Source organism: Pseudarthrobacter sp. GA104, from assembly GCF_009741265.1.
In the GTDB taxonomy this organism is placed as follows: Bacteria; Actinomycetota; Actinomycetes; order Actinomycetales; family Micrococcaceae; genus Arthrobacter.
Genome location: NZ_WOWL01000001.1, coordinates 2,611,544 through 2,635,455 on the forward strand (window position 1 = coordinate 2,611,544; position 23,912 = coordinate 2,635,455).

Annotated in this window: 24 protein-coding genes; 5 read left to right on the forward strand and 19 right to left on the reverse strand. The window is 67.5% G+C overall.

The features are described from left to right. Nucleotides 1–12 precede the first annotated feature (12 nt). Nucleotides 13–348 carry a hypothetical protein gene (locus tag GK109_RS11895; RefSeq protein ID WP_157240638.1) on the reverse strand — a complete coding sequence of 112 codons (336 nt, stop codon included), beginning with the start codon at nt 346–348 and terminating at the stop codon, nt 13–15. 236 nt (nt 349–584) lie between these two features. On the opposite strand from GK109_RS11895, the gene clpB reads away from it, so the two are divergent. Next, nucleotides 585–3,230 carry an ATP-dependent chaperone ClpB gene (clpB, locus tag GK109_RS11900; RefSeq protein WP_157240640.1) on the forward strand — a complete coding sequence of 882 codons (2,646 nt, stop codon included), beginning with the start codon at nt 585–587 and terminating at the stop codon, nt 3,228–3,230. Nucleotides 3,231–3,277: 47 nt separating this feature from the next. Here the strand turns inward: clpB and GK109_RS11905 are convergent, their stop codons facing one another. Beyond that, nucleotides 3,278–3,943 (reverse strand): septum formation family protein, encoded by a 666-nt coding sequence (locus tag GK109_RS11905; RefSeq protein ID WP_370460561.1) that lies wholly within the window; start codon nt 3,941–3,943, stop codon nt 3,278–3,280. A 274-nt stretch (nt 3,944–4,217) separates the two neighbouring features. Here GK109_RS11905 and GK109_RS11910 point away from each other — a divergent pair, with 274 nt between their 5' ends. Further along, entirely contained in the window at nt 4,218–4,451 is a 234-nt protein-coding gene (locus tag GK109_RS11910) for a DUF3073 domain-containing protein (protein ID WP_009359485.1), read from the forward strand. A gap of 167 nt (nt 4,452–4,618) precedes the next feature. On the opposite strand, the gene GK109_RS11915 is transcribed toward GK109_RS11910, so the two are convergent. The 11 genes from GK109_RS11915 to uraD all read right to left on the reverse strand — a co-directional run bounded on the left by GK109_RS11915 (nt 4,619) and on the right by uraD (nt 15,798). Next, the gene (locus GK109_RS11915) at nt 4,619–6,349 is read right to left on the reverse strand and encodes an ABC transporter permease subunit (RefSeq protein ID WP_157240642.1); all 1,731 of its coding nucleotides are present in this window, start codon (nt 6,347–6,349) and stop codon (nt 4,619–4,621) included. Nucleotides 6,350–6,357: 8 nt separating this feature from the next. Next, the gene (locus GK109_RS11920) at nt 6,358–7,887 is read right to left on the reverse strand and encodes an ABC transporter substrate-binding protein (protein ID WP_157240644.1); all 1,530 of its coding nucleotides are present in this window, start codon (nt 7,885–7,887) and stop codon (nt 6,358–6,360) included. A gap of 63 nt (nt 7,888–7,950) precedes the next feature. Next, entirely contained in the window at nt 7,951–9,213 is a 1,263-nt protein-coding gene (locus GK109_RS11925) for an MFS transporter (protein WP_321214601.1), read from the reverse strand. Between the two features lie 17 nt (nt 9,214–9,230). Then, a complete protein-coding gene (locus GK109_RS11930) occupies nt 9,231–10,034 on the reverse strand; it encodes an ABC transporter ATP-binding protein (RefSeq protein ID WP_157240646.1) in 804 nt (267 codons plus the stop codon). Further along, complete coding sequence (locus GK109_RS11935) at nt 10,031–10,762, reverse strand: ABC transporter ATP-binding protein (protein WP_157240649.1); 732 nt, start codon at nt 10,760–10,762, stop codon at nt 10,031–10,033. Before GK109_RS11935 ends, GK109_RS11930 begins: the two co-directional genes overlap by 4 nt. A 211-nt stretch (nt 10,763–10,973) precedes the next feature. Then, nucleotides 10,974–11,279, reverse strand: a complete 306-nt coding sequence (locus GK109_RS11940) for a hypothetical protein (RefSeq protein ID WP_157240651.1) — start codon at nt 11,277–11,279, stop codon at nt 10,974–10,976. A gap of 439 nt (nt 11,280–11,718) precedes the next feature. Next, a complete protein-coding gene (gene purM / locus GK109_RS11945; RefSeq protein WP_157240653.1) occupies nt 11,719–12,879 on the reverse strand; it encodes a phosphoribosylformylglycinamidine cyclo-ligase in 1,161 nt (386 codons plus the stop codon). Continuing rightward, nucleotides 12,876–14,549, reverse strand: a complete 1,674-nt coding sequence (gene purF / locus GK109_RS11950) for an amidophosphoribosyltransferase (RefSeq protein WP_370460562.1) — start codon at nt 14,547–14,549, stop codon at nt 12,876–12,878. The genes purM and purF overlap by 4 nt, the downstream gene beginning before the upstream one ends. A 74-nt stretch (nt 14,550–14,623) precedes the next feature. Then, complete coding sequence (locus GK109_RS11955) at nt 14,624–14,938, reverse strand: hypothetical protein (protein ID WP_157240655.1); 315 nt, start codon at nt 14,936–14,938, stop codon at nt 14,624–14,626. Nucleotides 14,939–14,965: 27 nt separating this feature from the next. Beyond that, complete coding sequence (uraH, locus tag GK109_RS11960; protein WP_157240656.1) at nt 14,966–15,304, reverse strand: hydroxyisourate hydrolase; 339 nt, start codon at nt 15,302–15,304, stop codon at nt 14,966–14,968. Next, a complete protein-coding gene (uraD, locus tag GK109_RS11965) occupies nt 15,301–15,798 on the reverse strand; it encodes a 2-oxo-4-hydroxy-4-carboxy-5-ureidoimidazoline decarboxylase (protein WP_157240658.1) in 498 nt (165 codons plus the stop codon). The genes uraH and uraD overlap by 4 nt, the downstream gene beginning before the upstream one ends. A 327-nt stretch (nt 15,799–16,125) precedes the next feature. Here uraD and GK109_RS11970 point away from each other — a divergent pair, with 327 nt between their 5' ends. Beyond that, complete coding sequence (locus GK109_RS11970) at nt 16,126–16,452, forward strand: hypothetical protein (RefSeq protein WP_231754849.1); 327 nt, start codon at nt 16,126–16,128, stop codon at nt 16,450–16,452. A 254-nt stretch (nt 16,453–16,706) separates the two neighbouring features. Here the strand turns inward: GK109_RS11970 and GK109_RS11975 are convergent, their stop codons facing one another. Together GK109_RS11975 and GK109_RS11980 are read right to left on the reverse strand one after the other, a co-directional pair. Beyond that, nucleotides 16,707–17,252: an ABC transporter substrate-binding protein gene (locus GK109_RS11975; RefSeq protein WP_231754850.1), complete on the reverse strand. Its 546-nt coding sequence runs from the start codon at nt 17,250–17,252 to the stop codon at nt 16,707–16,709. A 283-nt stretch (nt 17,253–17,535) separates the two neighbouring features. Next, nucleotides 17,536–18,105 carry a GNAT family N-acetyltransferase gene (locus GK109_RS11980; protein ID WP_157240660.1) on the reverse strand — a complete coding sequence of 190 codons (570 nt, stop codon included), beginning with the start codon at nt 18,103–18,105 and terminating at the stop codon, nt 17,536–17,538. 146 nt (nt 18,106–18,251) lie between these two features. Here GK109_RS11980 and GK109_RS11985 point away from each other — a divergent pair, with 146 nt between their 5' ends. Both GK109_RS11985 and GK109_RS11990 read left to right on the forward strand, forming a co-directional pair. Next, nucleotides 18,252–18,455 carry a hypothetical protein gene (locus GK109_RS11985; RefSeq protein ID WP_157240662.1) on the forward strand — a complete coding sequence of 68 codons (204 nt, stop codon included), beginning with the start codon at nt 18,252–18,254 and terminating at the stop codon, nt 18,453–18,455. 56 nt (nt 18,456–18,511) lie between these two features. Next, a complete protein-coding gene (locus GK109_RS11990) occupies nt 18,512–20,008 on the forward strand; it encodes an MFS transporter (RefSeq protein ID WP_157240664.1) in 1,497 nt (498 codons plus the stop codon). A 133-nt stretch (nt 20,009–20,141) separates the two neighbouring features. On the opposite strand, the gene bcp is transcribed toward GK109_RS11990, so the two are convergent. The 4 genes from bcp to GK109_RS12010 form a co-directional block, all read right to left on the reverse strand. Next, nucleotides 20,142–20,621 (reverse strand): thioredoxin-dependent thiol peroxidase, encoded by a 480-nt coding sequence (bcp, locus tag GK109_RS11995; RefSeq protein WP_157240666.1) that lies wholly within the window; start codon nt 20,619–20,621, stop codon nt 20,142–20,144. Between the two features lie 79 nt (nt 20,622–20,700). Next, nucleotides 20,701–21,363 carry a winged helix-turn-helix domain-containing protein gene (locus GK109_RS12000; protein ID WP_157240668.1) on the reverse strand — a complete coding sequence of 221 codons (663 nt, stop codon included), beginning with the start codon at nt 21,361–21,363 and terminating at the stop codon, nt 20,701–20,703. Between the two features lie 8 nt (nt 21,364–21,371). Then, complete coding sequence (allB, locus tag GK109_RS12005) at nt 21,372–22,715, reverse strand: allantoinase AllB (protein ID WP_157240670.1); 1,344 nt, start codon at nt 22,713–22,715, stop codon at nt 21,372–21,374. Continuing rightward, on the reverse strand, nt 22,708–23,907 hold the full coding sequence (locus GK109_RS12010; RefSeq protein ID WP_157240672.1) for a glycerate kinase: 1,200 nt from the start codon (nt 23,905–23,907) through the stop codon (nt 22,708–22,710). Before GK109_RS12010 ends, allB begins: the two co-directional genes overlap by 8 nt. Nucleotides 23,908–23,912 lie beyond the last annotated feature (5 nt).

Below are 23,912 nucleotides of genomic sequence, written 5' to 3' on the forward strand. Positions count from 1 at the left end.
CTGTGCGCCGCCCTACATGCCGGGAAGGTCCAGGGTTTCGTAGACCTGGATGCTGGCCCCGGGCATCATGAGGTGCGGATGGCCGTCCAGCAGCGCCTGGGCACCGGCAAGATCGTCGGCCTGGATGATCCCGTAACCTGCCACCCCCGCAGGGGCTTCAGCGGCCCCTGTTGCGGTGATTTCCGTTCCGGCGCCCAGCGGACTCCCCATGTCCACGATGCCGTCACCGGCGCGTCCGGCCCATTCCATCCAGGCTTTCATGCCCTCCTGCGCGGCTTCCGGCGAGCTTTCCGCCATCTGGGCCTGGGCTGACTGCTGTGCGACGTAAAGAACCACGAACTTTTTCACGGATTGTCCCCTCTTGACTGCGCCGGCGGCACGCTGCCCCCGGCCACAGGCCGATAGTAGAGTGCGCGGCGGCGGATGTGAACAGCAGCGATGGAGGCAGATAGGGTCGATTGCCCCTTCCGCCGCAGCCCTTGAGCTGTTTCGCTGTAGGCAAACAGTCCCGGAAAAGGATCCCCAAAGGAAAGTTGAGCGTAGTACACTCAACTTAGGAAAACTGCCCCCGGAAGGAGCTCTCTTTGGACGTCAAATTCACCACCAAGAGCCAGGAGGCTCTGTCGGCTGCGGCCATGAACGCCTCCACGGCCGGAAACCCCCAGGTGGAGCCCGCGCACCTGCTCAAGGCCCTGATGGACCAGCACGAAGGAGTCGCCGTTGCTCTGCTGCGCGCCACCGGCGCCGATCCGGACTCGGTCAGCGTCCAGGCAAGCAGCGCCATCAAGGCCCTGCCGGCCACCTCCGGCGGCTCCAGCCAGCAGGCCCAGCTCTCCCGGCCCGCCCTGCAGGCCATCCAGAACGCCAAGAACGAAGCCGACCGGCTGGGCGATACGTTCGTCTCCACCGAGGTGCTCCTGCTCGGGCTCTCCGCGGGCAATGATGCCGCGGCCCGCCTGCTGCGCGACGCCGGCGCCTCCCATGAGGCGCTGCTCGCCGCCCTGCCGGGTGTCCGCGGCGACCGCAAGGTGGACAGCCCGGACCCGGAAAACACCTTCCAGGCGCTTGAGAAGTACGGCACGGACCTTACCGGAATGGCCCGGGCCGGCAAGCTGGACCCTGTGATTGGCCGGGATTCCGAAATTCGGCGGGTCATCCAGGTCCTGTCCCGGCGGACCAAGAACAATCCGGTGCTCATCGGCGAACCGGGAGTGGGCAAGACCGCCGTGGTGGAAGGGTTGGCACAGCGGATGGTGGCGGGCGACGTGCCCGAAAGCCTTCGCGGCAAGACCCTCATCTCCCTGGACCTGGGCTCCATGGTGGCGGGCGCCAAGTACCGCGGGGAGTTCGAGGAGCGGCTGAAGGCGGTCCTTGAAGAGATCAAGGGCTCCGAGGGCCAGGTCGTGACCTTCATCGACGAAATCCACACGGTCGTGGGGGCGGGGGCAACCGGTGATTCCTCGATGGATGCCGGCAACATGCTCAAGCCCATGCTGGCCCGCGGCGAGCTGCGGCTGATCGGCGCGACCACCCTGGACGAGTACCGCGAAAACATCGAGAAGGACGCCGCCCTTGAGCGCCGCTTCCAGCAGGTGTACGTCGGCGAACCCAGCGTGGAGGACACCATCGGCATCCTCCGCGGCCTCAAGGAGCGCTACGAGGCCCACCACAAGGTGTCCATCGCCGACTCCGCCCTCGTGGCGGCAGCCACGCTGTCGAACCGGTACATTTCGGGGCGCCAGCTGCCGGACAAGGCCATCGACCTGGTGGACGAGTCCGCGTCCCGCCTCCGGATGGAGATCGATTCCGCCCCGGAGGAGATAGACAAGCTGCGGCGCCAGGTGGACCGGCTCACCATGGAGGAGCTGGCCCTGACCGGGGAATCGGACCCGGCCTCGGTGGAGCGGCTGGCGGCGCTCCGCGCCGACAAGGCTGACAAGGAAGAGGAACTCTCCGCGCTCAACGCCCGGTGGGAGGCTGAAAAGGCAGGACTCAACCGGGTGGGCGACCTGAAGGCCAAACTCGACGAGCTGCGCTCGGCCGCGGACAAGGCCCAGCGCGAGGGCGACCTGGAGACTGCTTCACGGATTCTCTACGGGGAAATCCCGGCGCTCGAACGCGAGCTGACCGCTGCTGCGGAAGCGGAAGCCGCCGTGGTGGACAAGCCAGCCCAGATGGTGGCCGAGGAAGTGACAGCTGAGGACATCGCCGAGGTCATCTCCGCGTGGACCGGCATACCCGCCGGCCGCATGCTGCAGGGCGAGAGCCAGAAGCTGCTGCACATGGAGGCGGAGCTCGGGAAGCGGCTCATCGGCCAGTCGAAGGCCGTCGCGGCAGTCTCCGACGCCGTCCGGCGCGCGCGTGCCGGGATCAGCGATCCCAACCGCCCCACGGGTTCGTTCCTTTTCCTGGGACCCACCGGCGTGGGCAAGACCGAGCTGGCCAAGGCGCTGGCTGATTTCCTGTTCGACGACGAACGCGCCATGGTGCGGATCGACATGTCCGAGTACGGCGAGAAGCATTCCGTGGCCCGCCTTGTGGGGGCGCCTCCGGGCTACGTCGGCTACGAGGAAGGCGGGCAGCTGACCGAGGCCGTCCGCCGTCGTCCCTACTCAGTGGTGCTGCTGGACGAAGTGGAGAAGGCGCACCCGGAGGTGTTCGACATCCTCCTGCAGGTGCTCGACGACGGCCGCCTCACCGACGGGCAGGGCCGCACGGTGGACTTCCGCAATGTGATCCTGGTGCTGACCTCCAACCTGGGCAGCCAGTTCCTGGTGGACCAGTCCCTGGACGCCGAAGCCAAGCGGAACGCCGTCATGGCCACCGTCAACGCATCCTTCAAGCCCGAGTTCCTGAACCGGCTGGACGAGGTTGTGCTGTTCGATGCACTGACCGTGGAGGAGCTGGCGCGCATCGTGGAGCTGCATGTGGACGAACTCGGACGCCGGCTCCATGAGCGCCGCCTGACCCTCGAAGTCACTGATGGTGCCCGGGCCTGGCTCGCCATCTCCGGGTTCGACCCCGCCTACGGCGCCCGGCCGCTCCGCCGCCTGGTGCAGCGGGAAATCGGCGACAGGCTGGCGAAAGCCATCCTGGCCGGTGAGATCAGCGACGGCGATACGGTGCTGGTGGACACGGCGGCGGACCTTGAGGAACTCACTGCGGCCGGAACGGGCCTCCCGTCCGCGCCGTTGGGCGGCAGCGGCCTGTCCGTCCGGCGCAAGGACTGAGGCCCGCGGGGGCAAAACGCAGGCGTGCTGCCCGGGCGGTTTGGCCGCTAGGGCAGCACGCTTGCGTTGATCACATTGCCGCCCGGGGCAGTCACATAGCAGTCGACCCTGCGGTCGCCGGATTCCCAGCTGGTGGTGCTGGGGAAGCTGCGCTCGAAGTTCAAGTCGTAGTCGTTGGCGGCCGGGCCCAGCCTTGCTGCCTGGCACGCTTCCAGGGCCTTGGCCTTCAGTGCCTCGGCGCCGGGATAGGAGCCGCGCTCCGGGTAGCGGAACAATGCCACGAGCTGGGCTGAGTGCCCGGCATCGCAGGGCACCACGGTGGAGGACAGCGACTCGGGGTCGAAGTCCTTGAAGCAGTCGCCCAGCGCATAGTCGGCCGGCTGGACCCCCTCGCGGGGCAGAGGCGGCGGCGTTGCGGGTGGCGTGACCGTGGTTTCCAGCTCCCCCGGAACCTGGCCCCGGGAAGTGCTGCTGTCCGGGTTGGAGTTCAGCCAGAGGGCAAGCCACACCAGCGAGCCGATAACGGCCAGCAGGACGGCCACAAAGAACGCTATCCACAGGGTTCGCCGCCTCACCCACCCGGACCTCGGCGCCGCACCGTCCTGCGGTTGCATGTGCGGGTGCAGGACCGGCCGGGCAGCAGGGGCAGGCACGCGGGGCAGCCCGGCCGTGGGCGGCGAGGAGGGCTTCGGCGGGACGTCCTGGTGGTTCACGGGGATGGATCCTCCTGCGTTCTCTCCGCGGCGGGCAGCCGGTCTGCGGCCTGTATCAGCAGTTGTCCAAGTGACTCTACCGAAGAAAAAAGCCGGAAACCTGCGGCTCGGGGCCGTGAATGGTAACGCAAACCACCTGCGGGGGCCGTTCGTGGCAAGCGGGGGCAGTCGAAAGCATGTAATCTAGGTGTACGACAAATTGACCAAACATTCCGGGGCCTCACCGATAGCCAAGGTGACCACCTCCGGTCCAAGTACAAAAGGGGGTCACGCCATGGGGCGCGGCCGTCAAAAGGCAAAAGCTACCAAGCAGGCTCGGGATATCAAGTACTACTCCCCGAACACTGACTACTCGGCACTTCAGCGTGAGCTGACGGGCCCAAGCAGTCGTGCCACGAGCCATTACGCGAATGAGCCGGTTGAACCGGACTATTCGGCTTATGTGGATAAGTACGCGGATGATTTGGAAGAAGACGACGACGAGGTAGACACCCGTCGGATCGGCTAGTTGTCGCAAGGTGCTGTTGCCGTTACCGGGCAGCCCTGTGACGCCGCAGCACTAACGGATCAGCTATGGATCCTGGTCCCAGGACCAGTGCGGCGCTTCTTTTTCGGCCCTTTGGAACCTGGTGTCCCAAGGTGCCGACTTCAGTTATTGGGCCCGCTGCCCGCACCTCAACGGTGCAGGCGGCGGGCTTTCTGCTGCCCTCCGCCAGCCAGTCCCACTGCCACTACGGACGCCAGGACCAGTGCGGAGGCGGGTGCCAGGACCGCCCACGGGGCACGCTCAACATAGCCCATGCCCTCGGCCAGGATGAGTCCCCACTCCGGCGAGGGCTGCTGCGGGCCCAGCCCCAGGAATCCGAGAGCCGCCAGCGCGAGTGCCGTTCCGGGCAGCCGGAGCATCGCATGGCGCAGGAGCGGGGCGGCCACCGCCGGGAGGATGTAGCGGAGCATGATGCGTGCCTTGCCCACCCCGAGTACGGGAAGGATGCGCACATACGGCTGCGCCCTTGCTTCCTGGGCCAAAGCCGCAGTGTGCGCCGCCAGGGGCGCCCAGCTCACGGCGGCCACGGCGAGGGCCGCGCCGTGTGCCGAGGGGCCCGTGAGCGCAGCAACAACAAGGCCGGCAAGGATGGGCGGGGCCGCGTTCGTTACCTCCAGGGGTCCCGTGGCGGCAAGAGGAAAGAGTCCGACGGCGATTCCCACGGCCAGGCAGGCCAGCACCACTGCCAGCGCTGTCCCCAGCGTTCCCACGGCCCCGTGCCCCACCCGCGCCAGCAGGTCCCGGCCGCTGGCGTCGGCGCCGAACGGGAGTGTCCAGGCGGGCGGCGCCAGCCTGGCGTGCCCGGAGGCGAGGGGGTCGCGCAGCAGCCCGGCCCCGGCAACCAGGAGCAGGGCCAGGCCGGCCACCGCCGGCGCGGCCAGATGCCGGCGGTTCGCTGACCGCGGGGGCTCGGGAAGCGGAAGCGTTCCGAAGCGGACCGCGGGCCCGATCAGCAGGTGCCGCACCGCCGTCGTCAGCGTTCCCACCAGCAGGGCGAACCCCATCAGTGCCAGCATGCCGGCCTGCAGGGTGGGGACGTCCTGCGCGCTGGCAGCGCCCAGCAGCGCCCGGCCGAGCCCTGGAATGGCGAATACCTTTTCCACTGCCACTGCACCGCCGGTCAGCCCCACCAGGACCAGGCCGGCCTGCGGGAGCACGGCGGGAAGCGCCCGGCGGAGCACCGCTGCGGCCAGCAGCGCAGGCCCGGCCCCGGCCATCCGCCACGTGGCCACCCACTGTTCGGCAAACGCTGCCCGGACGGCGTCGGAGACCAGCAGCCCGATCAGACCGCCGGCCGGGATTCCGAGCGAAAGGGCTGGCAGGACCGCATGCTCCGGGCCCTGCCAGCCGAAGGGCGGAAACCACCGCAGCCAGATGGCACCCGCCACCAGCAGCACGGCGGCCAGCAGGAACTCGGGCAGTGATGTCAGCGCAGCGGACAGGGCGCCCGACGCCGGTCTGCGCCGCCCCCGCAGCCCGTCCACTACCGCCGGCGCGCAGGCTAGCAGCGCCACGAGTGCCGCGGACGCGATGGCGAACGCCATCAGGGTCATCGAGACGCCCAGCGCCGCCGCGATGCCGGGTCCCACGGGTGTGCTGCTGATCCAGGACGTGCCCAGGTCGCCGGCCAAGATCCCCTGTACCCAGGACAGGAGCATGGCCGCCGGGCCCTGCTCCAGGCCGAGCTCGGCGCGGATTGCGGCGAGTGCCTCGGGCGTGGGCTCCCGGTCCGCGTACCTGGCCCGCAGGACGGTGTATTCGGCGCCGCGGCCCGAGAGCCAGGGCATCATCCCGATCAGCACCACCAGGCCAAGCAGGGCGAGGACCCGGGACACGGTGACTTTGACTGCAGCGGACATCCCGGACCTCACTGCGCGCCGCCCGTGATCCCGGTCCGGCTGGTAATCAGGGCCCGTTCCCGCGGATCCCGCTCCACCCCGGCCACCCGTGCCGATTCACCCTGGATGACGCGTTCGTGGAGCAGCGGGATGGCGGCGTCCCGGGCAAGGATGAGGCTTTCGGCGGCGGCAATGGCGGCGCGGCGGTCCGGACCGGCAGGCATGCCCGCGGCCGTGGCCAGGGCTGCGTCTACCCGGGGGTCGCAGAACTGGGAGATGTTGAAGGATCCGGTGCAGGAGAAATCGCTGTAAAGGTAGGCAACCGGGTCGCCCGAATCCAGCACTGTGGCACGCGAGAGGATGAAGGCATCGAACTTCCCTGCCAGCGCGTCAGCCTCGATGTGCTGGTACTCCCGGACATCCTGCTCCACGGAAAATCCTGCGGCTTCCAGCTGCTGCTCAAGCTGGACGGCGACCTCGGGCAGCTCGGCGCGGTCCGTGAAGGTGCCGAGCCGGATGGCGGTCCCCCTGACCGCGGTGGCGGCCGCCCGGGTGGCCAGGGCTGCTGCGTACTCATCGCTTTCCCGCTGCCCGGCTGCCCACGGGAGTGCCGGGCCCAGCAACCCGGCGGCTTTGTCTGCCCGCCCTTCATAGACCCGGTCCACGATGGTGCCGGCGTCAATTGCGGCGCGGGCTGCGGCGCGGACGGCCGGGTCCGCGAAGGGGCCCGACGCCGTGTTGAGGTACAGCGTGTTGGTCCGCGGCATGGGCACCTCGTGCACCAGCCCGGGTTCGATCCGGGCCACCTGGCCCACAGGGATGGCTTCCACAACATCCGCGTCGCCGGTCCGGAGGGCTGCTGCCCGGGCGGTGCCGTCCGGGACGAACTGGACGTCCACGCCGTCGGCCTCCGCCTGCGCGCCCCAGTACGCGTCGAAGCGGTCCAGCCGGGCCGAGGATGTGCCCTCCACCGAAACCAGCCGGTAGGGCCCGGTGCCCGCGTTCACGGGACTGACCACACCGCCGTCCTTATATGCCGAGGCCGCGAGGATGGCCAGTTGCGGGCTTGAGAGCCGCTGGGGCAGGAGCGGATCCGGTGCTGCCGTCGTAATGATGACCGCGTTTGAGCCCTCCGCCCGGGCGGTGAGTTCCACGCCGTCCAGGATCCTGGGCTTGGGGCTGCCCTGCGCCGCGGCAGTCAGCGAGGCAGCGACTTCCACCGGGGTCATGGCGGTTCCATCGTGGAACTCCACGCTGTCCCGCAGGACAAAACGCCAGGAGGTCCGGTCCGCCTGCAGCCACTCCGTTGCCAGGGCAGGTTGCGCCTCGCCCAGCCTGTCCAGTTCCACCAGGGTCTCCGCTGTCTTCCAGCGTGAAAGCTTGAAGGCGTCATCGCTGAGGGGCGACAGTCCCGAACGCGGCGGCTGGAGCATCGCCAGTTTGATGCGGCGCTCGCCGTTTCCGCTGCCTGCTGCATGCCCGCCGCCGGCGAAGCATCCGGTGAGGCTGACCGTGAGGAGGACGGCGGTAAGCGTCATGAGGTGGGTTTCCAGTCGCATTATGGGCACGTTGATACCTGTTTCGATGAGTGGTGGAGGGAACTGGCCGGGGCTGGGCCCGTGTTAGGTGCCAGGGGTTGAGCGTGTGGGTGGCAGGAGCCCGGGAAGTCCGACGGCGGGAATCACCATGAGTGCCGCCATTACCGCCCATGGCAAGGCGGCGGCGCCCGGGTGGGTGGCCGCTGAGTAGAGCGGCCCCAGGACGAGGTTGCCCAGCAGGACAGCGCACCCGCCCATGCTCGCCAGGAATCCGTAATAGATGCCGGAGCGGCGGCCGCGGGCGAAGTCGAGGACCAGCGGCATGGCCACCGGACCGGCGCACATGTGCCCAAGGCAGAGCCCCGCCACCAGCAGCAGTGCCGGCAGGAGCTGCAGTGTGCCGGCGGCAGGGGACTGGGCCAGCAGGGCCATTCCGGCGAAGGCCAGGCCCTTGAGGGTGAAGCCGGTGGTGAGCGCGCGTCCCGGACCCATCCGGACGCTCAACCGGGAGATGGGCAGCTGCAGCGCAATGGTCAGGACCGAGGCGGCGGCGAACAGGCCGGCCAGCGCGCCGGCTCCCGCCCCGGTCCTGGCCAGTTCGACGGGGAGGCCGAAATACAGCTGGTTGTAGGCCAGGAGGCTGACGCTGTACAGGGCCGCGAAAGCCACAAAGCGCCTCTCCCGCAGCATCCCGGTGATTCCATCTGCGCGCGGGACGGCTTCCCGCAGGGGGACCGCGGCCCTGAGCATGTCCGGCGCCGGTCGTGAATCTTCAGCGGGCATGCTGCGCCACAGGACCATGGTCATTACGGCAAACACCGCCGCCCCCGCCAGCGCTGCCCAGCTGAAGGAAATGCCCAGCAGCAGGGCCCCCAGCAGGGGCCCGGCCACCGCTCCGATTTCTCCGCAGATGGCGAGGAGCGCAAAAAGTCCCGCCGCCTTCCCGCCGGTGTTCCGTCGTCGTTCTTCCGCCTTCCCCAGCAGGGACTCCAGCGCCGGCGAGAACAGCGCGCCGCCCATCCCGGTGAGGACTGCCCCCAGGAGGAACAGCGCAAAGCTGCCGGCCATGGCCAGGGTGAGGTAGCCGGAAATGCGCACGAGGCAGCCCGCCACCATGGCCCGCCGCGGGCCCCACCTGTCCATGACCATTCCGCCCACCAGGAAAAGCCCCTGCTGGCAGAAGACCCTGGCGCCGAGGACCACTCCCACGGCCGTGGCGGTCATGCCGAAGTCCCGGGTCAAAACCAGGGCCAGGAACGGCACCACGGCGTAGAAGCCGATATTGAAAACAAGCTGGCTTGCCAGGAGCAGGCCGGGGGACGGGCGAGGCGCTGTGTCCGTCGGCACCGCAGTCCCAAGTGCCGTCACAGGACACCGGCCGGGGCATGGCAGGGGAACTGCAGGGCTGATGAAGCGCGCACCAGTGCAGCGGCTTCGGGGCTGCCTGGGTTTTCCAGCACCTGGTGCGTGGGAGCGTGCTCCACGATGCGGCCCTGCGAAAGGACGGCGGTGGTGGCGCACAACCTGGCAGCAGTGCCGAGGTCATGGGTGACCAGGAGCAGGCCCAGGCCTTCCTCGCGGACCAGCCGGCCCAACAGCGACAGGACGTTATCCCGCAGGGGGAGATCCAGGCCGCTGACGGGTTCATCGGCCAGCAGGTAGGCCGGCCGCACTGCCATGGCCCGGGCAATGGCCACCCTCTGGTTCTGGCCGCCGGACAACTCGCCGGGGCGGCTCTCCATTAGGCCGGCAGGGAGCTCGACCCGTTCCAGTGCGTCGGCCACGAGGCTCCGGTGGTTCCCTTCCACCCATAGCTGCCTTAGTGGTTCCCGCAGCAGCTGCGCAACAGACATCCGGGGGTCGAGGCTACCGGCCGGGTTCTGCGGGATGTACTGCACCGCCTGCCGGTACCAGCGCAGGGACCGGACAGGTCCGGGCCTGACCGCACGGGCACCGAGGGTGACCGTGCCGGCGTCGGGCTTTGCCAGGGCCAGCAGGATCCGCACCAGGGTGGACTTCCCGGAACCGGAGCTCCCCACCAGGGCCGTGCTGGTGCCCGGTGAAAGGTGCAGGCTGATGTTGTGGAGTGTCCCTGCCGGCCTTTTCCTGCGGAAGCCGGGCCTGGGGTAGGTGAAGGAAATGTTGTCGGCAGTGAGCGGCCCCATCATGCTGCGGCCGCCGTTACCAGGCGGCGCGTGTAGGGGTGTTGCGGGTCTTGGAGCAACTCGGCCATGGGTGCCTGCTCCACGATGCGGCCGGCTTCCATCACGATGGCGCGCGTGCAGAGCGCGGCGGCCGCGGTGAGGTCGTGGGTAATGAAGAGCAGGCTGCGGCCGTCGGCTCCCCAGCCGCGAAGGGTCTCAAGTACTTTCAGTTGCGTGACGGCGTCGAGGGCGGTGGTGGGTTCGTCCGCCACCAGGACGGGACTGCCGCAGGCCAGGGCGAGGGCGATGCAGACGCGCTGCAGTTGTCCGCCGGAGAGCTGGCCGGTATAGCACGGAAGGATCCGGGCGGGTTCCCCTATGCCTGCCTGTGACAACAGCCGGGCCGCTTCCGTCCTTGCTTCTGCCCGGCTGGACCCTGCGGCGAGCAGCGGAATGGCGAGCTGCCTGCCGACCGGAACGAGGGGGTTGAGGGCCGTCGCCGGGTCCTGGCTGATGAAGGCTGCCCTGGTTGGCCGTGGCGTCCCCGGCGCAAAAGTGATCGTCCCGGTGGCGGTGATCCCGTCCGGAAGCGAGCCGGCCAGCGCCGATGCCGTGAGGGACTTGCCCGATCCCGAGGCTCCCAGCAGGGCGACGCATTCACCGGCCTCTACTGAAAAGGTCAGGGGATGCACCAATCTCCGCGTGCCGAGCGAGAGGGCAAGATCTGTCACGGACAGGGCTGGTGCAGGCATGGATGCGTCATTTCATGGCAGGACTTTCAAAGGGTCAAGCCACATGCTATCAAGAATCATTCGCATTTAAGGTCTTGTGAGAAGTTCGGGGACTGGCTGCGCACACAAAGGAGCCCCAGCCGATGGCTGGGGCTCCTCGAGTGAAAACCCGGAGGGAGGACGGTGCGCTGAAGGCGCTGAGGCTTGCCCTCTTATCCGGTCCGCTGCGCTGCTAGTTATTGACGATGCGAACCGGGCCGGTGGCGGTATCGCAGACTGTCCGCTCGGTACCGGTGGCGTCTACTGCTTCGCCAAGGACTGCGACCGATCCGATGTCGGCGACGTCGCAGAGGGTTGCTGCGACACTGGCTGCAACATTCACGTCCACGGCATCCTCGACGGTGATGTCGCCGACGGTGACGTTTACAAGGCCGTCATTCAACGTGTTGTTGTCCGCTGCCTGCGAAGGCCCGGCAACGGCGCCCAGCAGGAACAGGCTTCCAGCGGCTGCGGCGGTGGCTTTTTTCAGAACTGACATGATTTTCGCTCCCTTGATATCTGCCCTGGTGCCCCTGTCGGGCAGTCCGCAATTGGGTGTGCTGACTGCCTGATGCCGTGCTGCTGCACGGCGCAGGTACCGGACGTCTTTGTGGTTGCTTCTTTTGGCATCCGCCGGATCGGCGGGGGAAGGCGGTCCAACCGAGCGGGCGATTATCGCCGGACTCGTGCGGGGCGGGCATGGCGCTCTCGAAAACCCCGCGTTGACCTTCTGTGCTGCACTTCCACTTACAAGCCTAAAGCTAAGCATGCTTAGCAGTCAAGGGAACTGAGTGTCTTATCTCAGGTTTCCGGTTCCTGCAGCCTTTCCCGGCGCTGGTTAAAGCAACTTTCCCGGCGCTGGTTAAAGCAAATCGAGTGCTCCGCACCTGCCGTTTTGACGGGTCAAAAGGGCCGGTACGGAGCACTCGATGGGGTTGTCAGGCGTAGGCGTTGACCAAGCGAACCGCGCCGCCGTCCACGCCCTTGGCGCCCTGCACGTAGTCCGGACCGGACTTGAGGATTGCGTCCGAATCCTCGGTGACGGTGCCCATGACCCAGGACGGCAGGCCGCGGTCGTTGAGGCGGGTCACTGCAGCGTCCGCGGCTTCGGGGGACACGATGGCCACCATGCCCACACCCAGGTTCAGGGTGCGTTCCAGGTCCGCCAGCGGCACGTTGCCCAGTTCGGACACCAGCTTGAAGATGGCGGGCAGTTCCCAGGTGCTGCGGTCCACGGTGGCCACGAGGCCCTGGGGGAGCACGCGGGCCAGGTTGGCGGCGAGGCCGCCGCCGGTGACGTGGCTGAAGCCGTGCACGGCGGCCGTGCCGGTGACGGGGAAGGCGCGGGCCAGGTCCAGGCAGTCCGCGGCGTAGACGCGGGTGGGCTCAAGGAGTTCCTCGCCAAGGGTGCGGCCCAGTTCGGAGACCTGGCGGTCCAGTGCCCAGCCGGCGTGGTTGATCACGCGGCGGACCAGGGAATAACCGTTGGAGTGCAGGCCGGAGGAGGCCATGCCGATTACCACGTCACCGGCGCGCACGCGGTCCGGTCCCAGGAGTTGGTCGGCTTCAACCACGCCGGTGGCCGCGCCTGCGACGTCGTACTCGTGCTCGCCCAGCAGGCCGGGGTGTTCGGCGGTTTCGCCGCCCACCAGTGCCGTGCCGGCGACCGAGCAGGCTGCTGCGATGCCGCGGACAATGTCGGCGATGCGCTCCGGTACCACTTTGCCGCAGGCGATGTAGTCGGTCATGTACAGCGGCTCAGCGCCAACCACGACGATGTCGTCCACCACCATGCCGACGAGGTCGAACCCGATGGTGTCGTGGATGTCCATGGCCTGGGCGATGGCAACCTTGGTGCCCACGCCGTCGGTGGACGTGGCCAGCAGCGGCTTCTTGAAGGTCAGGAGCCTGGAGACGTCGTAGAGTCCGGCGAAACCGCCCACCCCGCCGATCACCGAGGAGTTGTGGGTAGCCTTGACGGCGTCCTTCATCAGCTCGACGGCGCGGTCCCCGGCTTCAACGTCAACGCCGGCGGAGGCGTAGGTGATGCCGGCTGCGTTAGCGGGGGTGTTGCCAGGGGCGGGGGCAGCGGAAGTCATACGGACTCTTTCTTGTCAGCGCCGGCGGTGGCGGCGTGTACATCCGGCACAAGGTCGGCGTCGGTGAGCAGGTTTTCAAACTCGGAGTCCGGTCCGGGATCGCAACCGGTGGCGCCGGACTTCTCCGCCGGATCTTCCTGGGAATCAACAGAGAGGGCAGCTGTTGCGCCCGGAAGGGCCGACGGCGAGGGCTTGAGCCCGCCGAGGTCCGTCCGCTCCAGCAGGTTCTTGCCCAGCTTGTCCGCACCCGGAAGTTCGATGGGGTACTTGCCGGTGAAGCAGGCAGTGCAGAGCCGCTCCCGCGGCTGCCGGGTGGCGCCGATCATCCCGTCTTCGGAGATGTAGGCCAGCGAGTCCGCCCCGATGGCCTGCGAGATCTCGTCGATGGTGGCGCCGTTGGCAATCAGCTCGGCCCGGGAGGCGAAGTCGATGCCGTAGAAGCACGGCCACTGCACGGGCGGGGAGGAAATCTTGACGTGGACCGCGGCTGCCCCGGCCTCGCGGAGCATGCGGACGATGGCCCGCTGGGTGTTGCCGCGGACGATGGAATCGTCCACCACCACAACGCGCTTGCCGCGGATCACGGACTCGAGGGCGTTGAGCTTGAGCCGGATGCCCAGCTGGCGGAGGGTCTGCGACGGCTGGATGAACGTACGGCCCACGTACGAGTTCTTGACGAAGCCGTGTGCAAAGGGAATGCCGCTTTCCTCGGCGTAGCCCACAGCAGCCGGCGTGCCGGACTCGGGGACCGGGATGACGATGTCCGCCACCTGCGTGTTCTCGCGGGCCAGCTGGCGGCCCATCTCCACGCGGGATTCATAGACGGAGCGGCCGGCAATGGCGGCGTCCGGACGCGCCAGGTAGACGTACTCGAAAACGCAACCGGCCGGCGTCGGCTCCGCAAAACGCTGGGAACGCACGCCCTGCTCGTCAATGGCGATGAACTCGCCGGGCTCGATCTCGCGGATGAAGCTGGCGCCCACGGTGGCGAGGGCGGACTGCTCGGACGCCACCACCCAACCGCGCTCCAGGCGGCCCAGCACCAGCGGGCGGATGCCGTAGGTGTCGCGCGCCGCGTAGAGGGTGCCTTCGTCCATGAACACGAAGCAGAAGCCGCCCTTGATCTTGGGCAGCAGCTCGGTGGCGGTTTCCTCGAGGCTCTTGCCGGGCTCGCCTTCCAGCAGGGCGGTGACCAAGGCGGTGTCAGAGGTGTTGCCCTGCTTCATTTCGCCGGTGAGCTGGCCGCCGTTCCGTTCCTGGATCATGGCGTTGAGCTCGGCGGTGTTGGTCAGGTTGCCGTTGTGTGCCAGGGCGACGGTGCCGGTGCTGGTGGCGCCGAGGGTGGGCTGCGCGTTGGCCCAGTGGCTTGCGCCGGTGGTGGAGTAGCGGCAGTGTCCCACCGCCAGGTGCCCGGTCAGGGTGTTCAGCGTGGTCTCGTCGAAGACCTGGGAGACGAGTCCCATGTCCTTGTAGACGTTGATCCGCTTGCCGTCGCTGGTGGCAATACCAGCCGACTCCTGACCGCGGTGCTGCAGTGCATACAGCCCGTAATAGGTAAGTTTTGCTACTTCTTCACCTGGTGCCCAGACTCCGAAGACGCCACAAGCGTCCTGCGGGCCTTTTTCGCCAGGGAGAAGATCATGGGAAAGTTTTCCATCGCCGCGTGCCACTGGTCGATTATCTCACGACATGGGGTAGGACTTTTCCGGCCGCCCGTTTGTGACCCGGGCCCGCTGCAGCGGGCCTACGGCTGGGGATCCGTGTCCGGCTCGGAGTCCGGCACGGCTTCCACCACGGCCCGCTGCTGCCGCCTGACACTGCGGCGGTCCAGGATCAGCGCCAGCACGGCCCCGAGGATGGCGCCGCCGCCCGCGAACAGCACCATGAAGAACCCAAAGACGGCGCCGGCGTCGAAGCTGGGGTTCTCAGGAACTGCATACGCCGCCACCGCTGCCGCCGCGATGCCCACCAGTGCGCCGAGGATGAGGAACGGCACATACTTGGGCGCGCGGCGGACGGTAACTTCGCGCCGCTCGGCAGGGGGTTGTTCAGTAGGCATGCATCAAGCCTACATTTTTCGATGGCTTCAGCTGCCGCGGTAGGTGGAGTAGGCGAACGGGCTCAGGAGGAGCGGGACGTGGTAGTGCTCCGGGCCGGTCACCTCGAACACCAGGTCCACTTCAGGGAAGAACGTGGCAGTCTGCAGGCCTGAGTAGTAGTCGCCGGTGGCGAAGTTGAGCTTGTAGTGCCCGGCCTCCAGCCGCTCCGGACCGAGGTCCTTGGCGCGGCCGTCGGCGTCGGTGATGGAATCTGCCACGTGGCGCCAGGTGCCGCCGTCGTTCCGGTAAAGGACGACGGCGACTCCCGCCGCCGGGCGTCCGGCACCAGTGTCCAGGATGTGCGTAGTGATGTGGGAGACGCTCATTCGGTGATCAGTCCTTCAAGCCGGAGTACGGCGATTTCGCGCAGCTGCTGGGCCACGATGGTGTCTTCTTCAGCATGGGAGTTTGTGAGCCGTTCGTTCAGGGCCTGCAGGATTTGCGGGGCGGTTCGGCCGGCGGCGCGGATCAGGAAGACCCTCCCGAACTTCTCCTCGTAGTCCCTGTTGCCGCGGGCCAGGGCTTCCGCGAGGGCCGTGTCCGCAGGATCCACCCCGGCCTGCTCGGAACGGGACATGGACGCTTCGGTGGTGGCCGCCGTCGGACGTTCCCCGATGCGCGGATGGTGCGCCATGGCGGACTCCACCTCGGCGGGGGTGAAGGGGTTGGCAGCCTGCGACGCCCAGGCCAGCAGGGCATCCTTGCTGGCGAACGGGCGGCCCGCGGTGACGGCATCCACCCATCGGTTGACGTCGATGCAGGGCCTCAGGGTTTGGGCGGCCCGGGCCGGGTCCGCGCTGTTGAATTCGGCAAGCTTCATGCTGGCTCGTTCCTTGGGTAAATCTGCTGGCATCCATGGTGACGGCTATGCGGAGGCCGGACTTCCCGGCGCCGGCAACTGGCTGTCGCGCGGCTTCCGCATCATGGAACTGTTATTTCAGCATACGTAATATTGAAGAGCAGCCGGGCTGTGGTGTCAAGAGACTACAACAGAAGCGGTGCTGCCCGATCTTGCGGAAAACCTTGGACCGGCTTGCCCGGACGTTGAGGTGCGGGCGGGACACTCGAAGACAGGCAGCAGCTTCCACCGGACGAGGGTCAAAGACGACCCGCCGGGGAGGCTGAACGGCTCGGAGAAGGTGCAGCCATGGGACAAGTCAAGATCACAGACCAGGCGGGAGTCGGTTCGGCCGCCGGCGCGGCCCTGGACAAGGGCCTGGATAAGGGCCGCGCTTTGTTGCGCGTCTACTTTCACAGGCGGAAGGTCCGCGCAGCGGCCAGCGCGCTGGCCGAAGCCCTGGCGGAATCGAGGGAAGTCTGGAGCTGGCCGGGGGACAGGCTTCCGGTAGGCGCCGAGATGTCCCAGCAGGTGGAGAAGCTGACCCGCCGGCTCAAGTTGGAAACCGAAGCGCACCACAGGCTGGAAGCGCTTTTCAGGACTGCGGACGGGGGCCGTTCCGTACTGGCGTTTTAAGTGCCACACTTATGAGCAATCGAGTGGCTGGGGGTTTACCGAGTCAGGAGATTGCTATGAGTTGGTTTACAGGGTGGGCATACCTAATTGCGGGACTCATGACAGCGGACGCCCTGCTCCTGGCGCTCTGGGCGATCGACGAGGGCTGGCCCGGGAGCTGGTGGAAGAAACCCTGACCCGGCGCCGCAGATTTTAGAGTCGTGTGGGCGGCCCCGGAGGGCCGCCCACACTACTTCGTTTACTGCCGCTAAGGGTTAGAGCCCAAGCACGCGGTTCAGCAGGTTCGCCAGTCCGGCCGTGCCGTTGCCGTCCAGCAGTCCAGCCACTGCGCACAACAGGTTGCCAACCAGGTTGCCGGCGCCCGGCACAGCGGTGATGTCCAGCTGAACCTGGTTGAGATCCACCACGAGGCCCAGGACGTTGAGGTTGAGGGGTCCCAGGTCGAGGTTGATGATGTCGCAGGCCGTGTTGGACTGGCCGGCTTCCACGGTGGTTGTCACGGTCTGGCTGACGGGCGTGGCAACGCCGGCAAGGTCCGTGAACGTACCGTCTACCAGGCCTGTGACAGTCAGGTTCCCGTCCTGGGTACCAAAGCCCGTGGGCGTGAAGGAACCGGCAAAGGTTCCTACCCCGTCAATCGTTTGGTTGATTGTTCCCGTCACGCTGGCCAGGTCGGTGGCGCTCGCCGATGCTGCCGGGACCGGTGCCGGAGGGGCCGCTGACGCGGGCGCTCCTGCGCCGAAGATCATCGCTCCGGAAAGAGCTGCTGCTGCTATAGGTGCTAAGACTCGTGTTCGCATCTCTGATGTTCCTTTCAGTGCCGGGTTGACCGGCGCTTGAACCCCCGGCATTCCAGCCCCCATGCGGGACTGCCGGCGGAACTCTTGATTTGCTTATGAAGGATTCGTTACAACATCCGCAACGGCATTGCATGATCAGCCACACCGTCGTCACGACGCTAATACTAAGCATGCTGATCAGTCAATCACGCGATCAAATTTGACAAAATCTCCTGAGTGGGTGTTCAGCGGGTTTGCGGCCCCAAAAGACCTCCGCAGACGCTCCTAAAGTCCGCAGACGCTCCTAAAGAGCGAGGCGCATCAGCACCCGAGGGAAGCCATTAAGAACGGACCCGGTGTCCGCCGCCTTGGCGAAACCCGCGTCCTCAAACAGTTTCCGGGTGCCCACGTAGGCCATGGTGAGGTCCACTTTCCTGCCGCCGTTGTCCACCGGATAGCCCTCGATGGCCGGGGCACCATAGCTCCGGGCCAGGTCTACGGCGCCTGCCAGCAACTGGTGCGAGATGCCCCTGCCGCGGTACCCGGGCCGCACCCTGATGCACCAGACCGACCAGACATCCGCGCCGTCCACATGCGGGATCTTCCGGTTGCCGGCGAAACTGGTGTCCGCGCGGGGGTGGACCGCTGCCCACCCAACCGGCTCACCGCCGTCGTACGCCAATATCCCCGGCGGCGGATCCTCCGCCACCAACTGCCGCACCAGGTCCCCGCGCTCAGGTCCGCGCAACGCCTGGTTCAGTTTGGACGGGATGCGGTAGCTCAGGCACCAGCACACGTTGGCGTCCGGCCGCTTGGGCCCAACTATGGTTTTGACGTCCTCGAATTGTGTTGCGGGTCGGACCTGGATGTCCATGCGGCCATCCTGTCACCGGGCAGGGAGTCCGGCAACAGCACTCTCGAGGCTTCCCTGGGGCATTGCCGTGCCGCAGAAGGGGGACACTCCGACCGGGCAGCGATAGACTGGGCAGCCAGGTAACGGCAGAAGACATGGCGGGCACAATGAACGATAAGCTGCATCTCACTCCGGACGACCAGTTCCCCGAGGACCTGGAAAAGGTATCGGATAACGAATTGCAGGTCCTGGACAGCCGCATCCAGCGCCAGCTCGACCACGAAATGGTCGTTGATGGCGAATCGGACCGTGAAACCGAGTTCCGCCACTATGAACTGGACGTTGAGTTCAACGACCGCGACAAACGCTGACCTCTGACCCGTCCCGGCCATGTCCATGAGTGCGGGACGTCACTACACTGGGACGCATGACCGAGCAGGAACCGGTCCGGCCGCGCGCCGCATCAGCTTCCGACGGCGGTAAGAGACCCGGCGGGGACCTGGCGGACACGTCCGTCCCGGTAGGGGTAGGGGAGGCCCTGCACCTCACTGATCCGGACGCCGTCGACACTTCCCTGCGCACTCCGGCCCAGCGCTCCCGCACCTTCACCGGGATCCTGGTGAACACCGCCCTCGCCAACGTCACCACCAGCTACCTCTGGTTTGCGCTGACGTTCTGGGTGTACCTGGAAACGCGCAACGTCATAGCAACCGGTGTGGTGGGCGGTGCCTACATGCTGCTGATCGCCCTTTCCAGCATCAGCTTCGGCACCTTCGTGGACCGCTACCGCAAGCTGGCCGTGATGCGCTTCGCCGCGGCCTTCACCCTGGTGATGTTCGTGCTGTCCGGGGTCATGTTCCTGCTGGCCCCCTCGTCGTTGCTGCTGGACCTGGCCCGGCCGTGGTTCTGGGTTTTCGTCATGGTCATCCTGATCGGCGCCGTGGTGGAGAACATGCGGAACATCGCCCTCTCCACCACCGTCACCATCCTCATCGAGCCGGACCGGCGGGCAAACGCCAACGGGCTGGTGGGCATGGTGCAGGGACTGATGTTCATTGTCACCTCAGTGCTCTCCGGGCTCTCGGTGGGGCTGCTGGGCATGGGCTGGACCATCGGAGCCGCCCTGGTGCTTACCGCGCTTGCATTCGCGCACCTGCTCACCCTGCGCATGCCCGAGGAGGTGCGGGCGGCGGCAACGGATGCGCACGGCGGCTTCGACCTGCGCGGCTCCCTCTCCGCGGTACTGGCCATTTCGGGGCTGTTCGCGCTGATCCTCTTCTCCACATTCAACAACTTCATCGGCGGCGTCTACATGGCGTTGATGGACCCGTACGGCCTGGAGATGTTCCCCGTTGAACTGTGGGGGATCTTCTCCGCTGTCGGCTTCACCGGGATCCTGGTGGGCGGGGCGCTGATCGGAAAGTTCGGGCTCGGGGCCAATCCGCTGCGCACCCTCCTCGCCGCCGTGGTGCTGATGGGCGTCCTCGGCGCGGTGTTCACGCTGCGGGAGTGGGCCTGGCTCTACATCGCCGGCATCTGGGCGTACCTGGTCCTGGTGCCTTTTGTGGAGGCGGCGGAGCAGACGGTCATCCAGCAGGTGGTCCCTTTGCAGCGGCAGGGCCGGGTGTTCGGGTTCGCCATGGCGTTCGAGTCCGCTGCTTCGCCGGTCACGGCATTCCTCATTGCGCCGATCGCCCAGTTCTGGATCATCCCCTACGCCCGGTCCGCGGACGGCGCCGCCCGGCTGGCCCCGCTCCTGGGCGAGGGCACCTCCCGCGGCATCGCCCTGGTGTTCCTGATTGCCGGAACCATCATGGTTGTGGCCGCGCTGCTGGCCTTCCTCACGCCGGTCTATCGTCGGATCTCTGCATCCTATGCGCAGGCGGCAGCGGCCGAGGCGAAAGCGGCGGCCAACGGCTCTTAACGCCGGACGCTCCCGCAGTTCTTGAACTGCAGGAGCGTCCGGGGAAAAGCCGCGCTAAGTGCGGGAGCGTCGGGGGAAACCCGACATTAAGTGCGGGAGCGTCCGGGGAAACCCGACATTAAGTGCGGGAGCGTTAGATCCCCAGGGCTTCCTTCAGGGCCGCGACGTGGCCGTCGGCCGTCACCTGGTACTGGGCAAGGGTGACGTTGCCTTCGGGGTCCACCACCACGGTGGAGCGGACGAGGCCCTCGACGATTTCGCCGTTGACGAGCTTCTCGCCCCAGGCGCCGTAGGCCAGGGCAACGGCGTGGTCGGGATCGGAGAGGAGCGGGAAGGTCAGGGAGAAGTCGCCCGTGAAGCCGGCCAGCGCCTCCGGGGCATCGGGGGAGATGCCGATGACCTCGTAGCCCTTGCCCTGCAGGGAGGCCAGGCTGTCGCGGAAGTCGCAGGCCTCGGTGGTGCAGCCGGGGGTGGCGGCCTTGGGGTAGAAGTACACAATGACGTTCTTGCCACGGTAATCGGCCAGGGAAGTCTCGCGGCCCTGGGCGTCCTGGAGGGTGAAATCAGGGGCCTGGGTTCCGGGCTGAAGCTTGGTGGTCAGGGTGGGGCTCATGGCGTTCCTTCGGAAGACTCGTCAGTTACGGGCAAACATCAAGTGAAGCGGGTTCGCGCTTAGTCATACAACTCCGGCGTCATATGCTGTATTCCGCCGGGCCTCGGACGGTGGCGCAGGAACCGGGCACAAACTGGTATCCGCCGCCCCGGACGGTGGCCACGGCATGGCGGGCATTCCCGAGTTTCCGGCGGACCCGGCCCACATAGACATCGATGGCCCGGGCTGAGGCGCCGGGGAACTGCAGCGACTCCAGGAACTCTTGTAGTTCCTCCCTGCTGACAGCCCGGGACAGGTGGGTCACCAGGTACCTGAGCACCTTGAATTCGACGCCGGTCAGCGGCACGGGGCTGCCGTCCAGCAGGACGGTGTCCGCGGCGAGGTCCACGGCGACCCGGCTCACAGGGCCGGCCGACGGCGGCAGGCAGGTGCCGGCGTCGGCCTCGTTGGGCGCCGGGGTATCGCCGGGGTCCTCCGCCGCGGAAGGAGTGCGGGAGGAGTGGTCTGCGGCTCCTTCCGTGGCGGAGACCCCGGACGTGGTGGCTCCGGCGGCAGGCCAATGGACTTCCGCCTCCGGAGCAGTTTCGAGGGCCTTGGCAAGGACAAGCCGGGCGGCGCGGGCCAGGAGCTCGGGGCTTGTGCCTTCCCCGGGAACCACCCACACGGCCAGCCCGCGGGCAGCAGCGCGCTTGGCCTGAACCAGGTGCCGGGGCACCCCGGGCTGGTGTGCTTCCACTGCCATGGCGCGTCCTAGACTCCGCCGCGGCGGATCAGCTTGCCCGTGGGGGTCTGGCCGTCCACCACGGCGCCGCGCAGGAAGGTCTTGCGGACCACGCCGGAAAGAGCCTTGCCGTCGTAGGGGGTGATGGGGTTCTTGTGCTTGAGCTTGGACACGTCCACAACGAACGCCTCGTCCGGGGCAAAGATGGCGAAATCCGCGTCATAGCCGAGCGCCAGCTGGCCCTTGTTGGACAGGCGGGCCAGGGCTGCCGGCTTCTCACCCATCCAGCTGACCACCTGCTCCAGCGGGATGCCGCGGTGCCGTGCCTCGGTCCAGATCAGGGACAGGCCCAGCTGCAGCGACGAGACGCCGCCCCAGGCCACCGCGAAGTCGCCGTTTTCCAGGTCCTTCAGGTCAAGGGTGGAGGGGGAGTGGTCCGAGACGATGCAGTCGATGGTGCCGTCCTGCAGGCCCTGCCACAGCAGTTCCCGGTTGGAGGCCTCACGGATGGGCGGGCAGCACTTGTAGGCAGTGGCGCCGTCCGGGATTTCCTCGGCCATCAGCGTCAGGTAGTGCGGACACGTCTCCACGGTGAGCTTCACGCCGTCGCGCTTTGCGCTGGCGATCATGGGCAGGGCGTCCGACGACGAGAGGTGCAGGATGTGGGCACGCGCACCGGTCCAGCGCGCGCGTTCAATGACCTCGGCGATGGCCTTGTTCTCGGCGCCACGGGGGCGGGAGGCCAGGAACGTGGAGTAGTGGTCGCCGCCGGGGTGGGGTGCGCGGTCGATGGCGTGCGAGTCCTCGGCGTGGACGATCATGAGGGAGTCGAAGGACTTGAGCTCGGCCATGTCCTCCTCCATCTCGTCCGCGTCCAGGTGCGGGAACTCGTCCACGCCCGAGTGCAGGAGGAAGCATTTGAAGCCGAAGACGCCCTCGTCGTGCAGGGGGCGAAGGTCGGCCTTGTTGCCGGGGATGGCGCCGCCCCAGAACCCGACGTCGATGAACGCCTGGTCCTCGGCCACCTCGCGCTTGAGCTTGAGGTTCTCCACGGTGGTGGTGGGCGGGACGGAGTTCAGCGGCATGTCGATGATGGTGGTCACGCCGCCGGCTGCCGCCGCGCGGGTGGCGGAGGCGAAGCCCTCCCACTCGGTGCGGCCGGGCTCGTTGACGTGCACATGGGTGTCCACGAGGCCGGGGATCAGGGTTTCGTCGTCGGCCAGCTCAATGACCTCCGCACCGGCCAGGCCGTTGCCCAGCGGTTCGAGGGCCACGATCTTCCCGCCGCGGACTCCCACTTCGCGGGGTGCCAGCCCGGCCGTGGTGAGGATGCGCTGGCCGCGGATGACCAGGTCAAAACGTTCTTCAGACATGGAGGTCCTCCTTGGTGGTGGCGGAACGGGCCAGCGTATCGCCGGCCAGCCTTCCGCCGATCTGTGTTCCCAGTTGCTCGAGAAGCTGCGCTGCCTCTGTCATGCACCTGTTTATATTGCTTTCAAGCTCGGTCAAAGCGTAGACGTCCTCGAATCCGGCGGCGCTTGCCTGGCCGGTTTCAAGGGTGGTCCGGCCGCACACAGCGATCACCGGGACGCCTTGGGCGGCGGCTGCGCGGGCAACGCCCATGGGTGTCTTGCCCAACAGGCTTTGTTCGTCCAGGCTGCCCTCGCCGGTGATCACGAGGTCGGCGCCGGCCAGCCGGTCCACCAGCCCCGTGAATTCGAGGACGACGTCGATGCCCGGGCGGCGGGTCGCGGCGAGGACGGCGATGGCTGCGTAGCCAACGCCGCCTGCCGCTCCGGCGCCCGGGGCTTCCGCCGCTTTAATTGCGCGGTGACCGATTTCCCTGGCCAGGACTTCGACAAACCTGGCCAGGGCGGCGTCGAGCACGTCGACGTCCTGTTGCGTGGCACCCTTTTGCGGGCCGAAAATCGCCGCGGCGCCCTGGGCGCCCAGCAGGGGATTGTCGACGTCGGATGCCAGCACAAAGCGTGTGTCCTTCAGGCGGGGTTCGAAGCCGCTGAAGTCGATCCGGTCCAGACGGGCCAGGGCGGCGCCGCCGGGCGGAAGTTCGTTGCCCTCGCTGTCGAGGAACCGGGCACCGAGCCCCTGCAGGACTCCGGCGCCGCCGTCGGTGTTGGCGCTGCCGCCAACCCCAAGGATGATGCGGTTGCAGCCGGCGTCCAGGGCGGCGGCGATGAGCTGGCCGGTGCCCAGGCTCGTGGCGGTGCGTGCCGCCGTCGAGCCTGGCCTTCCGCCAACCAATGCCTGGGCGGAGAGCAGTGCCAGGCCCGAGGCGGCCGCCATCTCGATGACTGCCTCATTGCCCCGGACCGCGAACTCGGCCGTGACCGGTTCGCCGGAGGGCCCGGCCACCACGGCGCTGCGGCGGGTGAAGCCTGAGCCGACCGCGGCGTCCAGGGTCCCTTCGCCGCCGTCGGCTACTGGAATCCGGGCCACCTCAAGGTTCCCGCCGGCCGCGGCCTGAAGCCCCTTTTCCAGGTGGCTGCAGACTTCCGGGGCGGACAGGGAGCCCTTGAATTTATCCGGGGCAATGACGATGCGCATGGCAG